12 protein-coding genes are annotated in these 15,139 nt (G+C 44.0%); 2 read left to right on the top strand and 10 right to left on the bottom strand.

Annotated elements, in window-relative coordinates; genetic code table 11:
• Positions 1 to 79 precede the first annotated feature (79 nt).
• The 6 genes from OQX62_RS05390 to OQX62_RS05365 form a co-directional block, all read right to left on the bottom strand.
• Complete coding sequence (locus OQX62_RS05390) at positions 80 to 1,510, bottom strand: glycoside hydrolase family 30 protein (RefSeq protein WP_322973694.1); 1,431 nt, start codon at positions 1,508 to 1,510, stop codon at positions 80 to 82.
• An 87-nt stretch (positions 1,511 to 1,597) separates the two neighbouring features.
• The gene (locus tag OQX62_RS05385) at positions 1,598 to 2,812 is read right to left on the bottom strand and encodes a DUF763 domain-containing protein (protein WP_265830389.1); all 1,215 of its coding nucleotides are present in this window, start codon (positions 2,810 to 2,812) and stop codon (positions 1,598 to 1,600) included.
• 108 nt (positions 2,813 to 2,920) lie between these two features.
• Complete coding sequence (locus tag OQX62_RS05380) at positions 2,921 to 3,535, bottom strand: HAD family hydrolase (protein WP_265830388.1); 615 nt, start codon at positions 3,533 to 3,535, stop codon at positions 2,921 to 2,923.
• 58 nt (positions 3,536 to 3,593) lie between these two features.
• Positions 3,594 to 4,616, bottom strand: a complete 1,023-nt coding sequence (locus OQX62_RS05375; RefSeq protein ID WP_265830387.1) for a cytochrome d ubiquinol oxidase subunit II — start codon at positions 4,614 to 4,616, stop codon at positions 3,594 to 3,596.
• Positions 4,613 to 5,947, bottom strand: a complete 1,335-nt coding sequence (locus OQX62_RS05370) for a cytochrome ubiquinol oxidase subunit I (RefSeq protein ID WP_265830386.1) — start codon at positions 5,945 to 5,947, stop codon at positions 4,613 to 4,615. The genes OQX62_RS05375 and OQX62_RS05370 overlap by 4 nt, the downstream gene beginning before the upstream one ends.
• A 116-nt stretch (positions 5,948 to 6,063) precedes the next feature.
• Positions 6,064 to 7,368 carry an NAD(P)/FAD-dependent oxidoreductase gene (locus OQX62_RS05365; RefSeq protein WP_265830385.1) on the bottom strand — a complete coding sequence of 435 codons (1,305 nt, stop codon included), beginning with the start codon at positions 7,366 to 7,368 and terminating at the stop codon, positions 6,064 to 6,066.
• 135 nt (positions 7,369 to 7,503) lie between these two features.
• On the opposite strand from OQX62_RS05365, the gene OQX62_RS05360 reads away from it, so the two are divergent.
• On the top strand, positions 7,504 to 8,016 hold the full coding sequence (locus OQX62_RS05360) for a hypothetical protein (protein ID WP_265830384.1): 513 nt from the start codon (positions 7,504 to 7,506) through the stop codon (positions 8,014 to 8,016).
• A gap of 62 nt (positions 8,017 to 8,078) precedes the next feature.
• Complete coding sequence (locus tag OQX62_RS05355) at positions 8,079 to 9,119, top strand: hypothetical protein (RefSeq protein WP_265830383.1); 1,041 nt, start codon at positions 8,079 to 8,081, stop codon at positions 9,117 to 9,119.
• Between the two features lie 86 nt (positions 9,120 to 9,205).
• Here the strand turns inward: OQX62_RS05355 and OQX62_RS05350 are convergent, their stop codons facing one another.
• From OQX62_RS05350 to OQX62_RS05335, 4 genes are read right to left on the bottom strand one after another with little or no spacing between them, the layout of a single operon-like run.
• Positions 9,206 to 9,937: a DUF481 domain-containing protein gene (locus tag OQX62_RS05350; protein WP_265830382.1), complete on the bottom strand. Its 732-nt coding sequence runs from the start codon at positions 9,935 to 9,937 to the stop codon at positions 9,206 to 9,208.
• A 60-nt stretch (positions 9,938 to 9,997) separates the two neighbouring features.
• The gene (locus tag OQX62_RS05345) at positions 9,998 to 11,977 is read right to left on the bottom strand and encodes a sialate O-acetylesterase (protein WP_265830381.1); all 1,980 of its coding nucleotides are present in this window, start codon (positions 11,975 to 11,977) and stop codon (positions 9,998 to 10,000) included.
• 20 nt (positions 11,978 to 11,997) lie between these two features.
• Complete coding sequence (locus tag OQX62_RS05340; RefSeq protein ID WP_265830380.1) at positions 11,998 to 14,337, bottom strand: glycoside hydrolase family 95 protein; 2,340 nt, start codon at positions 14,335 to 14,337, stop codon at positions 11,998 to 12,000.
• A gap of 24 nt (positions 14,338 to 14,361) precedes the next feature.
• The gene (locus OQX62_RS05335; RefSeq protein ID WP_265830379.1) at positions 14,362 to 15,132 is read right to left on the bottom strand and encodes an SDR family NAD(P)-dependent oxidoreductase; all 771 of its coding nucleotides are present in this window, start codon (positions 15,130 to 15,132) and stop codon (positions 14,362 to 14,364) included.
• Between the last annotated feature and the right edge of the window lie 7 nt (positions 15,133 to 15,139).

Here is a 15,139-nt window from a genome sequence, read left to right as displayed (position 1 = left end):
GGTATTAATTATCAATAAACGAACAAAGGGCTACATTTTTACCTGCAGCCCCTTGTTTATTCAGATTCGGAATAATTTTTTACTCTACAATGATCGTGGAAATAGAGTGTGGCAGACTGATCGATTCTGCTGCTTTACCACCAATCCATAAATAGTACGGTAATTGAACATTTGATTTGTTCATTACCACTACAGCCATCTTTCCATCAGGATTGATAAAAGCTGTAGTCAGCAGTTGATCACGGTTCGAAGAACTTACAATTCTTTTCGCTCCCGGTTTGATAAACTTAGAGAACTGTCCCATATAATAGTAAGAGTTTGTATAAATCAGCTTACCCGTTTTCAGGTCGGCATGCAATGGTGAAAAGCAGAAGTTGCCCACATGGTTTGGTCCGCCTTTTTCATCCAGCAGCATATTCCAGTCGCACCATGCTGCTGTACCACTATTGAAATCATTGATCATCGAATAACCATATCGCTCTCCTAAATCCCAGCTACCCACGCTGTCCAGATTAAATTTCTCTACACAGCCTTCCGTAAAGATCAGCTCCTTATCAGGAAAAGCCTGTTTGACCAGTTTCAGGTTGTCAAATAACATCCCGCTGCCCGTCCAGGTCTCATACCAGTGAAAACCGATTCCCCATACGTATTTCGCCGCTTCCGGATCACTTAAGATCGTGCTTGCACGCTGATACACCTGGTCACGGTTGTGGTCCCATGCAATCAGTTTTTTGTCGCCCAAACCTTCTTTTTGCAAAGTCGGACCTAAAAATTGTTTGATAAAGTCACGCTCCTCTTCAGCAGTATATACACAAGACTCCCAGGTCTGTGTCGCCATAGGCTCATTCTGCATGGTCAGTCCCCAGATCGGCATTCCTTTCGCTTCATACGTTTTGATAAACTTTGCATAGTAATTTGCCCAGTTCTGTCTGAATTCCGGTTTCAGTTTACCACCCTTTAACATATTGCCAGTGGTCTTCATCCATGCAGGCGGACTCCATGGGCTAACAAACATCGGCAAAGTACCACCTGCAGCCTGTATAGCTTGTTTAATCAATGGAATCCTGTATTTCTCATCATGTTTTACATTGAAAGTTTTCAGTTCCGCATCGTTCTCTTTCACATACGTATAGCTGTCGCTCGAAAAGTCGGTACTATGGATACTCGTTCTTGCCAGCGAAAAGCCAATTCCGTTTTCTTTATCATAATAAGCCTTTAAAAACTCGGCCTGAGTCGCCTTAGGCAGTTTCGCATAAGTTTCTGCCGTAGCATCTGTAATTGCGCCACCAATCCCCACCATGGTCTGGAAGGTCTTCGCCGGATCAACGAAAATGCATACCTGCGTTTCCAGTGGCTGTTTCATATCCGTAAAATTCAGACTGCCGTTTTTCGACAGGCGAAGATCAGAACCCTTAGCGGTCGTGAATACGGTAGCCGACAATTGTTTTTGCTGCGCCATCAGTCCCGATCCGAACGGGAAAAGTAACGCCAGTAGATAAATTTGTTTCATTTGCTCTTTGATTCAATTTGACGTTGCCAGCCGCTAAAAACGGCCCGCAACAAGACATTTAATTTTTAAAGGTAGAAAAATAATGAACTAAAATAATTTCAGCTGGCTATCCTTCGGTGGCTTTGCATCACCAAAAATCGTTTTACCCCCATACTGCCAGGACGCATTCCGTTCCCGCTCAAGCAGTTCCTCAAAGTTTGCCTCCGCATGTTCATTTACTGTAAAATCTTTCTCGGCCTGCCGCGAAAGTTCACTCAATTTGCGAACAGCCTCTAATTTATCCGATTCTCCCACTTTAGCCTTTCCAATCGCCTTAGACAAAACTGACAGTGTTTCATCATAAACTTTAATCGGTACCGGAAAAGGGTGACCATCCTTTCCACCATGTGCAAAAGAAAAACGCGCAGGATCTTTGAACCGCGACGGGGTACCATAAATGATTTCGCTGACCAGCGCCATAGACTGCAGTGTTCTTGGTCCCATTCCCTGCAAGAGCAGCAACTCTTCAAAATCTGCCGGCTGTTTTTCATGCGTCAGCCATAACATCGCGCCCAATCGCTTCAGGTCTACATCCTTTGCTTTCACTTCGTGATGCTTCGGTAAAACCAGGTGCTGCACTTCTGCCAGCATGCGCGAAGGATCTTCTTTTCCCATCGCCAAAACCGCTTGGCGCGCCGGCGAAGCTGCCTTTGCTGCCATGTTCAGAATAGCTCCCTGGTTCACTCCGCAAATTGCGGTATGCGGATCTTCTACAAAGGAAGTCATCCCTGCAGAATGCCAATGGTAACGTCGTGCCGTAGAAGTACCATCCTGCATGCCCTGCTGCACCACCGTCCACAGTCCTTCCGTACTCACCACAAAACTATGCATGTACAATTGGAAACCATCCTGTACCGCAGTATTGTCCACTTTTGCACTTAGCTTACTGCACCTCACCAGTGCATCGCCATCCAGGCCATTTTTCTCCGCATAAAAAAGCAGTTCCTGTGGGGTCTGCCGTGATGATTTCCCTTTGCCTCCACACATGTAGAGCCCCAGTTCTTTCGCATGCGGATTGATTGCACTCTTTAAAGCACCCATTACCGAAGTTGTGATGCCAGACGAGTGCCAGTCCATCCCCATTACAGCACCCAGACTCTGGAACCAGAAGGGGTCACTTAATCGCCGTAAAACCTCTGCCGTTCCATATTCTTCAATTATTGCTTCTGTAATCGGGAAGCCTAACCGGGACATACGCTCAGACAGCCATTTAGGTATATGGCCATAGTGCAAAGGCAAATCTGCTGTTCCCGATCTTTTCATTATATATTTATATCTGTATATCTAGACAGCAAGATGTTGGTGTATCTTTATGTAATGATATTTAAACATCATACCAGCAAACACCCGCAGCCTGATAGATCAGCAAACTTAACCAAATTTAAACTGGTCGATGCGCACCCAGTGCATGCCTGCTGCTTCTGCCGCCTGTGTTCCCGGATTGCCGTCCTCAAAAACCAGGCATTTCTGTGGGTTTACCCCAAGCAATTCTGCAGCTTTCAGGAAAGGGTCAGCATAAGGTTTACCCCTTTCTGTCTCACCTGCACATACCAGTACTTCCACTAATTCGCTTACCCCGATGATCTCCAGCGTACGTTCTACCGCTACCCTGTCGCCCCCAGAAACCACTGCAATCTTCACCTTTCCCGCATTCGCTTTCAGGTGTTCCACTACATAATCAATCGGCTGTACATGCTCAATAAAACGTTCTGCAAAAACAGCTGCCTTTCGCGTTCTGAACTCTTCAGGATCCATCGTTGATTTGTATCTCACATTCAGTTCTGCCACTACATTTGCAATCGGCCATCCTGCAAGCTCATCAATAATTGCCGGATCCATCATTACATTATATCCTTTGGCCACTTCCACGTAACTTTCTGCATGCGCAGGCATGTTATCTGCCAGTGTACCATCACAATCGTATAAAAATCCTTCGTAATCTCCCTCAGTCAGTTTGCTCAGTCTTAAAAAATTGGATTCTTCCATGTTATTCTTTTCGTAAAATCTTTTAAATATGCTATCTCTTCAAATGCCCTCAGGGCGATCAGTCATGCCCGCTGATGCTGCTCTTCTTTTTCTGAAAGCTGTAGATCAGGTAAACCAATGCAGGCAAAATAAATACACTACCAATCAGTAACGCATAAGCCAGACTTTCAATTGCCTTATATTGTCCCTGGTGTGTCAGTAAAGACAAATTAGGTCCTCCTTTGAGCATTACGATATCAGGAAAATGGCTGTATGTTGCTGCAAATAAGATCATCGTGACCTGGAAACCTGCAAGGATGCGTAATAATCCCGGCCTGTTTTTGTTCAGCATAAAAAACATGATCACCAGCGAAATACTTGCCGAAATGATTGCCAGAATCCCTAAAATATTATTGAAGATCCAGCTTAACAAAGGGATTCCCTCAATAGATGCAGCCACAAATACCAGTGCACCTGCCCCCATAACCACAAATACCATCCGCCTTGCTTTCCGCGTAAACAGTAGCCTGTCCGCCTCATCATCCGCTTCGCCAATAATAAAAACCGTTGCCAGATACGCACAGATCGCTACCGTGAAGAGTCCTACTGTCACCGAGAACCAGCTCAGCCAGCTAAAGATGTAGGCCGACAGGAAATCATGCGCCTGCAAATCAATCTGTCCCGATACCGCACTTGCTGCAATGATCCCCAGGAAAAAAGGCGTTACCGCACTCGAAATGACAAATATCGGTGTATACACCTTTTGCATGTCGTCCTTAACTGCATCATAATTCCTGAACACAAATGCCGTTCCCCTTGCGATAATCCCCAATAACATCATCACCAGCGGGATGTGCAGGTAAATGGAAACCGTTGTATAAATCTTCGGAAAACCCACAAATAAGATCACAATCACAATAATCAGCCACATGTGGTTGGCTTCCCATACGGGGCCTATCGCCTCATACATTGTTTTGCGTGTCCTTTGCCTGTTTGCACGTGAGGTAAACAATTCAATTATTCCAGCGCCATAATCAGCACCACCCAGCAAAATATATAACAATATAGCTGTCCACAAAAAAACGATCACTACATATATCATAAGCTGTTGTTTTTATCATTTGTGGAAGAATCATACAATTTGTCTACCATCGTGATCTGTCTGAATAACAGCAGACTCACAATTACTGCCAGGGAAATATAAACCGCTGTAAATAAGTAGAAAGAATAAGCGATGCCCGGCATAGGCGTTACTGCATCAGCCGTTCGCATTACCCCATAGATAATCCAGGGTTGCCGGCCTACCTCCGTCACTGTCCATCCTGCTTCCAGTGCAATAAAACCCATTGGTGTAGCGATGACGAATAATTTGAGCAGCCATTTAGTTTCCAGCCATTTCTTTTTCTTCCACAGCGCCAGGAAATACAGCAGCGCAATTCCCAGCATGGCCATTCCCAATCCCACCATGATCTGGAACGCAAAATGCGTGACCATTACAGGCGGCTGGTCCTTTTTAGGAATCTGATCCAGTCCTTTCACTTCCCCATTAAAATTACCCGTCGCCATAAAACTCAGCGCCTTCGGTATTTTGAGTCCGTACTTAACCGTTTGTGTCGCTGTATCCGGGATGCCCCCGATCAACAGTCCCGCGCCCTTCTCCGTATGAAAATGTGCTTCCATCGCTGCCAGTTTTGCCGGCTGCCTTTCCGCCACATCCTTTGCAGAGATATCCCCGCTGATGGGCTGTAAACAGGCCGCAACCGTCGCGAATACCGCAGCAATTTTAAAAGCTTTACTATGAAAAAATACATTTTTGCGCCTTAAGATCATCAGCGCATGCACACCTGCTACTGCAAAACCCGTAGATACAAAAGCCGCTACACACATGTGCAGTGCCTGCGAAAACCAGGCCGCATTAAACATCGCTTTGACGGGGTCTATATTCAGGTATTGTCCATTTACAAAATCAAAACCTGAGGGGCTGTTCATCCACGCATTTGCCGCTACCACCAGGATGCCCGATAGTAAACCACTTACCCCGACTACTACTCCCGTGAACCAGTGGAACCAAGGATTAAAGCGGTTCCAGCCATAGAGATAAAAACCAAGCGCTATCGCCTCAATAAAAAATGCAGTTCCTTCCAGCGAGAAAGGCATCCCGAAGATCGGCCCTGCATGTTCCATAAACTTTGGCCACAGCAGCCCCAGTTCAAAAGACAGTACCGTTCCGGAAACTGCACCCGTAGCAAAAAAGATCGCTACCCCTTTGCTCCAGGCTTTGGTTACGTCCAGGTAAACCGTCTTTTTCTTTTTTAACCAGATATAGTGGGCCGTACACATAAAGAAGGGCATCACCATTCCTATACAGGAGAAAACAATGTGGAAGCCCAGTGAAAAGGCCATTTGGAGTCGTGCAGCGAAGAAATCATCCATAAAAACAAATGTAATAGTTAAACACTACCCTGCCCAGTCTAACCAAATATAATTTGCCTTAGAATTGTAAATTTCAGGTCTCCTGCCTCAGCTTACCGTTATGTCTTCTTTTTTCGCTATACCTTTTGCGTTTCCAGTGTCTTTCTCTCTTTTCTTGCTGCCGGGCGTACAATGAATCGCAATGCCTGATCCTTTGTAAAATAAGCAATTGTCCAGTTGTACAAGGTTTTGATCCTGTTTCTGTAATTGATCAGCGATAAAAGGTGGATAAACAACCACATTACCCAGGCGATAAAACCACTAAAGAATAGCTTAGGCTTAGGTAATTCCGCCACAGCTTTGTTCCTGCCGATGATTGCCATTGAACCTTTATCATGGTATTTAAAAGGTGCCGGCGTTTCGTTGCGCAAAGCTTTAAGCAGGTTCTTTCCTAAATTCTGTCCCTGCTGTATCGCTACCTGTGCTACCTGCGGGTGCCCTTGTGGAAAAGCTGCATCCGTAGTCTGCAAACACGTATCCCCAATTGCATAGATATCTTCCTGACCAATTACCTTATTATACGCATCAACCACCATTCTTTTGCCTCTTCCATACGCCTCTTCCGGTAAACCCTTAAAAACGATTGCCGTTACGCCCGCTGCCCAGATCAGGTTTTTGGTTTCTATCGTATCGCCATTTGCAAAATGTACCGTATCATCAATAAAATCTTTCACCATGCTATTCAGCCTGATCTGCACACCCATCTTAGTCAGCATGTCATGCGTATATTTCTGCGATTTCTCGCTCATTGGTGCCAGTACAGACTTTAAGCCATCTACCAGAAAGATTCCACCATTCGCACCTTTCAATTCCGGATAATCTTTGGCGATGATATTTTTCTTCATCTCCGCAAACATCCCCGAAATCTCTACTCCCGTTGGTCCGCCCCCGGCAACTACTACCGTCAGCAGTTTTTTGCGGATAGCCGGATCAGTTTCCCTCGAGGCCTGTTCCAATCTCTCCAGCAAAGTATTCCGCATGGATAGTGCATCAGATACCGTTTTCATCGGGATGGAGTTTTCCTGAACACTTTCCATTCCGAAGTAATTCGTGATACATCCCGTCGCAAATACCAGGTAATCATAGCTGATTTCTCCCGTAGAGAGGATCAGTTTTTTCTCTGCAGGCACTACTTCTTCCAGTTCGCCCATCCTGAACGTAAAGTTCTTTTTACCACGGAAAAGCTTGCGGAAGGGATAGCTGATATTAGAAGTTTCCAGGTAACCCGTAGCCACCTGATAAATTAGCGGAGGAAAGAAGTTATAGTTATTTTTGTCGACCAGTATGATCTCAAAAGCGTCGTTGTCAGCTAATTTTTTCGCCAGGTTTACACCTGCAAAGCCACCACCAACAATAACTAGTTTTTTTTTGTCAATATTCATTTGTCAAATGATTCTTATAATCTATCTCAACAACAGCAAAAAATATGCAAGGTTTATTAATTCTGATGATCTTTTGTCATCAATTTCCAATTTTAAGCCCGATTATTGAGTAGTTTTACCAAATAAGATTTAAACATGGCGATAGCAGTAGATAAAACAGGTCACAGTATCAACTTATTAAAAAAAGGGAAATATGTTTTTACCGGCGCACTGACAATAGTTCAGGAAGAAGGTGCTAGTGTACCCTATTTTAGCGCTGAAGCTATCGCTATTATCGAAAAAGATAGCGAATTTGAAGGCGATGTGATTCATGTTAAACTGAGCGACCTGATCCTGAAGCAATCTTCTTTTATCGATGAAAACGGAAAGATACTCGAAGCCCATAAACTCTATGTCTGGCCACGCAATCTGGGCAGCACCACACAATGGACAGCCGGGAAGGAAGAATTCCTGAATGAATTTGTCATGAACTTTCCTATTGAGGTTCTTTCTCTCGAAGAGTCTAATGGCGTAACCTGGAAGTATATCACTCCTGAGGAGTTTAAGGTCATTCCTGAAGGGATCAATAGTTCTGACAGTTTTAAGGAGTACCAGGAGCATATGGGGGAGTACTTCTTTTTGCGGAGGCCTTTGAAGGAGGTGAAGTAAGAAATTACTCAGATTAAATTTTAAGGCAAGATATTTGATTAAGAATCGTAGATATTCAATTCATGCAAAAATTAATCCTCTCTAAAAATCTAACTGGACTTGTTTTTATCCTAAGCGTTCTTTTTTCTACAGCTGGCTGTAGCCAGGAAAAGACTTACTGGAAAGCTACTACTTTTAACAAAAAAAACAAGGAGCCGATGCATGGGGCTACTCCTGATTATATTTCAGATTTACTGACTGATTTTCAGTACGTCATTAAAGATGGTAATTCGTTTCATCTTGATTTTCCTACAAAAAGAGATATACAAATAGATACACTCCAATCCTTCAGTTATCGTCGTTTTGATGCCGAAGAAGAGAGCGATGCTGGCAAATTGATAGACACTATTACCGATATATCCATTAGCGGAGCATCCCTTCAGATCAATTTTAATTTTCTGGGGACCTTATCCGATGACAATAGATTTGTACTTCATTACCAGAAGCTGACAGCGGCAGAATATAAAAAAGAAATAGAAGACGAATCTGCTTACCTTAAAACTAAGACTGAAGCATTCGAAGTTTACGCAAAAAACTATAAAATAGATCCGGATTGGAAGACAGCTCAAAATGCGTCAACTGTAAGTTATAATTTACCTGATTCCTATGGTAAGTTGGTTGCTACTCTACCAAAAAACTTTGAAATAGCAGAAGACGGCTCTTTTTATAAAGACACCTTTGATAAATTGAAAGCAGGAACACTCGCAAAAAACAATAAGCTATTTAAAATAGAACTGACAAGTCTGTCTGAAAGTTTTTACGATGCTAAACTGGTATTGATCAAAGCTCCTGAATCTGATTTTGATATGAAGCGCTATCTTGCAGGAAAACCTTTTAATTTTAAGGTTGTAGAGCAAGACGCTAATAGCTTCCACGCTGTTATGCTATCTTATAAAAAGAAGGATCAGTCAGTGCGGGTTAGAAATTATATCAGCTTCAAACATATCTATAAAAATGGGATACATGTGTTTTATATTGCTGATGATGAAAATGATATTAAGGTGAAAAATAGTAAGGAATTTGCTAAGCAACACTATATGTTGATGAAGAAGTTGGTTCTGTAATGATTCGAAATTCACTAAATCCATCCGAACTCAAGAGTGTAAAACAAACTATATCAACAAGTTATTTATACACAAATAATATCAAGCTAGAAGTACCTTTCAAAACTCAACCCATAACTCAGCAACGAATTTTGCCTGTCAGTCCTGGCCACCCTGTTAAAATTAAAAGCAGTCGTCAAACTTAGCCATTTGTTCACTTTAAAAGCAAGAGAAGAATCAGATTTCATTATATAATCACTCCCATTGCTGAATGAGCTTTGAAAGTAAGAGGAACTATTCACAATGATAATCTTGCTGATCACAAACCTGAAGGATAAACGCAAAGAGTTTCTGTAAGTATGATAAACGTCCCTGATCTCGTTATCTAACGTAAGGTCACTGCTATCAAATAAGATGCCGTCACTGATATTGAGATAGGCATCTTCCCTGTCGTAAATACTGTAAGCAATACCCGCCCCTGCAAGTAATTGGTTATTAACTTTCAAAGACTTGCTGGTATTGTAATTCACGAGCCCCCAGTAAAAGAAATGGGGCAGCGTTTTATAAAGATTAAAATCTAATGAAGAGGAGAAATCGTTATTGGTCAGCTGCCTGTTCTGCTTCCCGTAAATCCATTTGTTATTGAAATTGAGGCTGACCGACTTTTTCCTGACACCAAATTTCAATCCATTATTCAACAGGTAAGATTTGCCATCATTGGTATTGTTTAATGATCCTGTGGAGGAGTAATTGACCACGTAATTGGTACTGTCAGTAAACTGGGCGAAACTAGTCTGATAAAGGAATAAAAAGGGAACAAGGAAAAACAATTTATACATACGCTCGGGATAACCAAATGATAGGGCTAACAGGAAGGCTGTATAAATTGTTTTTATCTCCTACTTTTTGCCGTCGGTAACACCAGCCCAGGTATCTGTCCTGAAAGGACTGGCAGGCAGGCCGGCACCGTTATAAAGGTTGCACCCGGGACTATTTGCCCAGCCATATCTTACAGCTACAGGTGTTTTTACATCCGGACTGCTCAATACTACCTCGTTGCCTGCTATGGTAGCTGTTGCCCAATAAAAATGCTGATCGGCTCCTGCAATGGCAAAACCTTTTAAAGCGCCGTCTTTGGCTTTTAAACCGTCCTCGGTATGTTTAAAGCTCAACCGTATCACACTGCCTTCCACTTTTTGAGCACTAAAGAGCGGGCCCGAATAAGGAATATCTTTTTTATAATTTTTTGCAAGGGCAATTAAAGCTAACCTGCGACCAACCTCCTGTTTATTTTTAGGGTGGATATCTGCAGGATTACCGATGTCAATCGTAACGGCCATGCCGGTATTGGGCAGGGTCAATGTTTTCAGTTGTGCATCTCTCAACTCTGCCCAGGCAGAAGGTACAGGCTGCGCTTCAGGTTTCATATAATTGGCGAGCTGTACAAAGTAAAAAGGGAAGTCGCCGAGGTTCCAGTGTTTTCTCCAGTCCTGAATCATGGCCGGGAAAAGGGTCTGGTACTGCTGCGCACGATCGGCATTACTTTCTCCCTGGTACCAGATGGCACCACGGATCGTATAGTTGAGATAAGGATTGATCATCGCATTGAACAAAACAGTAGGTCTGTTGGCACTTTGGTTTGATGCGGGAGAAGGACCTGCATCTTTCAGGTTCATGCCGATCTGGTAAGCCCAGTCGCCAGCTAAAGAAATCTGCTCACCTGTGGCAGATTTTAGTGACAGTACATCTTTCTCTCCGTAAATCCCACCGCCACCGCTGCCGTCAAATACCCGGACAGTGAGCACGTGTGTTCCTGCTTTTACTTTATCTCCGGGAATCTGGTAAACCCGGGGCACATTATATCCAGTGGTTTCGCCAATCTTTTCACCGTCTAAAAAAGTAATATCATCATCGTCTATAGCGCCCAGATTAAGGGTCACGGATTTTCCTGCCCAGGAAGCGGGGATGGTAACAGTTTTTCTGAAATAGACGATCCCGTCAAAATCCGGCAGACCAGCTTCTTCCCATAACACAGGCAGCGCCATATGTTTCCATGATTTATCGTCTACAGACACAGCTGCCCATGATGGTTTCCCATTGGTGTATCCTGCATCTTTTTTGAGAATCAGGTTTTGCCATTCGGCTATCTTTTGGGCATCTGTACGACTATCATTGACTTTTGCTTCGTTCTCAATTGCGGCACTGGCCTCGGCAAAGTCGGCCATATTTTTCAGCGTATTCCTGCTGGTCCATGCCTCAGCGATCGTCCCGCCCCATGAAGTGTGAATCAGGCCAATAGGAATCCCTGTTTTTTGAAATACTTCCCGCGCAAAAAAGTAGGCCGTGGAAGAGAACTCCGCTACATATTCCGGGTTACAAACCGTCCAGCCGTTGTTGGTTACTTTTGCATCTTGCAGTGGAATATTACTGGTTACATGTACCGCCTGCAGCAACCTGATGTTAGGATAATTTGCGGCTTTGATCTCTTCCTGGTAATTGTCAATTTTCCCCCAGCCGGCTAAAGGCATCTCCATATTGGATTGGCCTGAACATACCCATACTTCACCTATCAGGATATCTTTTAAGACCGTTTGCTCTCCATCAGAAATGGTAATGGCATAGGGACCACCAAAACTAGGTGTAGCCATACTGATTTTCCAGTCGCCGGCACTCCCTGCTTTCACTTTATAGGATTTCTTGCTCCAGGTATTGGTCACTTCAATGGTCTTCCCCGGATCTGCCCAACCCCATACACCCACATTGCTTTGCTGTTGCAACACCATATGGTCGCTAAATACAGTGGGCAATTTGACTTTAGCCTGTAGGCTTCCTGCCAGTAAAACTGGTAGAATCGCACTCATTTTAAATAAATTCATCATCTTGTAATTCATTATATTTTTTATAAAGCTTTACCAGCCATGACTTCTTTCAGTTCTCCATTGATCTTCATTTTCACTTTTCGCGGGTTGGAAGAAACGACTTTGTAGTTCACAATCTTACCATTTTTCCAGCTCATATCTATGGTAAAATTGCCTCTTGCTCTTAAACCTTTTACCGTACCGGTAGCCTTCCAGTTTTCTGGTATAGCAGGGAGTAATTCGATATAGCCTTCATGACTCTGAATCAGCATTTCTGCAATCCCGGCAGTACCTCCAAAATTACCGTCAATCTGGAAAGGGGGACCGGCGGATAACAGGTTCGGGTAGATCCCGCCACCAGCACCATAGTTAATGTCTGTTTTTGTGGTAGGTTTTAATAATTCTGTCAGCAGTTTATAGGAACGTTCACCATCATGCAGCCTGGCCCAGAACAGGAGTTTGTAAGCGATAGACCAGCTCGGTCCATCGTTTCCTCTTACCTCGAGGGACTTTTTTGCAGCTTCGGCAAGTGCGGGTGTTTCACTGGTGGTAATTAATGCTGCCGGATATAAGCCATATAAATGGGAAATATGCCTGTGCTGCAGTTCTGTTTCTTTGTAGTCTTTAATCCACTCCTGAATTCTGCCGTCTTTGCTGATCACACCAGCTGGCGGAACGGATTTCAGTTTTTCTTTTAATTCTGCTCTGAAGGTAGCATCAAGGCCTAATGTTGCTGAGGCATTGATCACATTGGTAAATAATTCACGCACAATCTGGTTATCGATAGTCGGCCCCATAGAGATACTTGCGGTTTTACCGTTTGGCAGGTAAAATGTATTTTCGGGCGACACCGATGGTGCCGTAACGAGCCAGTTTGTTTCCGGATCTTTAATCAGCGCACTGCTGTAAAACTGTGCAGATCCTTTTAAAATCGGGTAAATGCTTTTCAGATAGTTTTTGTCATTGCTGAAGGCATAATGATCCCACAAATTATTACATAACCAACCAGAACCTGCATTGGAAGCCCCCCAGGAAGCACTTTCACCGGGCTCTGTAAATCCCCATACATTGGTAATTACATGTGCAATCCAGCCATCGGCATTGTAATAGGCTTTTGCCGTACGTTCTCCGGGTTTAACCATTCCGCTTACAAGCGCTGCAAGGGGCAGGTTTAATTCTGATAAATTGCTGACCTCTACGGGCCACTGGTTCATCTGGATATTCACATCGAGGTGATAATCGCCGTTCCAGGGGGTATGGATCTGATTTGCCCAGAGTCCCTGCAGGTTTGGTGGCAATAGACCGACGCGTGTACTGCTGATGCTGAGGTAACGGCCATACTGATAAAACAAAACGGGAAAGCCCGGATCTGCTTTAGGATTGGCATGGAAATTTGTGAGTCGCTGATCTGTGGCTACACTTGTTATCAGGTTATCACCTATGTTCAGACTAAGCCTGTTAAACATTTTCTGGTAATTCCTGATGTGGTTCTGTCTTTGCAGGGTGAAGTTCTTTTTCACTGCGGCATTTAACTGCTGTGTAGTTTTGGCGATGAAGTCCTTGTTTTTGAAATCGGTACCGGAAGCAATAAAAAGGAGGACAGCACTCGCATTTTTCACAACGAGTGAATTTTGATCTGTGCTTAAGGTACCGCCGGTTAACAGGGGTTTCACTTTACTGAGATAGCGCATACCTTTACCGTCAATGCCATTGTCAAGCTGACCAGACAATTGTAATTCCTGTCCGGAAACGCTGGTTTGTGATCTTTCGGGGCGCGACAAAGATATTTTGAAATTCAGCTGTCCGGCTTTATCAGCGGTTAGGCGGATAATGCTCACATCGTCATCAAAGCTGGTCAGGTATTCCCTGGTATAGGTTACTCCGTTAACAGTATAAACGCTTTTAGCGATGGCATCATTCAGGGAAAGTTCTCGGTAATATTTTTCTGCTTTAACGGCTCCAGCAGCGATGCCGGGATAGCTAAAATCGAGCTGCAGATCGCCGAGTAACTGAAAACAGCCGTAGTTCACGCCGCCGGAACCGGGACCAGTACAGATAAAGTCGCGGTTAACCAAATCCTGCGCCTCATCGTTTTTACCTTCCAGAATGAGTTTCCTGATTTGCGGCAGACTTTTATAGGCGTTATAGTTATTGGCATCCTGGGGTGCGCCCGACCATAGGGTGATATCATTTAAGACTACTTTCTCGGTGAGCACTCCTCCATCGGGCATCATGCCTAAGCGGCCATTCCCTAAAGGCAGTGTTTCTTCCCATATTTTTGCGGGCTGGTTATACCAGAGTTTTAAGGGCTGCTGTGCGTAACTATGAATAGTAAATAAGGGAATCAGCAAGGTAGAAAAGAGGAAAAATTTCTTCAACATGTTCATTTGTGTGTTTATATATGGTTATTCATTTGTTCTTCTGTAACCCAGCTCTGCACCGCCACTAACGGGCATGATCACACCGGTGATAAATCTGGCTTGTGAGGAGACCAGGAAAACACAGACGTCGGCAATCACATCGCCCGAAGGGCAGTAACCTAATGCATGGATGCCGTCGAGATATTTCCTGATTCCGGCCACATCGTCCTGCTCCCTGCCCCAGTCCTCCAGCATTTGCGTCCACACCCCGGCAGGCGCAACCGCGTTCACCCTGATTTTGTGTCTGGCATAATCGAGAGCCATCGACTTGGTCAGGGCATTCACCGCGCCCTTAGTTGCAGCATAGACGGCATGGTTCTCCTGCCCTATTTCTCCTACAAGACTACTGGTGTTCAATATACAACCTTGAGAATGAATTAATGCGTTGAGGCCAGATTTTGTGGTATGGTAAATCCCTTTGAGGTTGGTATTAAATAAGTGATCCCATTCATCCGCCCCGGTTTCATGAAGTGGTTTAGAAGGATGGGCAATCCCTGCATTGTTATGGATCACGTCTATCTTTCCATAGGTCAGGAGCGTATAATCAATGGCATTGGCTACGTCTTCAGCATTGGAGATATCACAGAATACAGCACTATGGCTCTCCCCCAGTTCGGAAAGGGCCGTTGCCAAAGAAGGGGCATCATTAGATACAATCATTACTTTGGCACCGGCTTCAGCATACTTTTTAGCACATTCAAAACCTATGCCTTTTGACCCGCCTGTAAGGAATATAACTTTATCTTTTAGTAACATGATTGGA

The sequence above is a fragment of the Pedobacter sp. MR2016-24 genome, assembly GCF_026239655.1.
In the GTDB taxonomy this organism is placed as follows: domain Bacteria; phylum Bacteroidota; class Bacteroidia; order Sphingobacteriales; family Sphingobacteriaceae; genus Pedobacter.
This window is presented reverse-complemented; position numbering and strand designations above follow the sequence as displayed.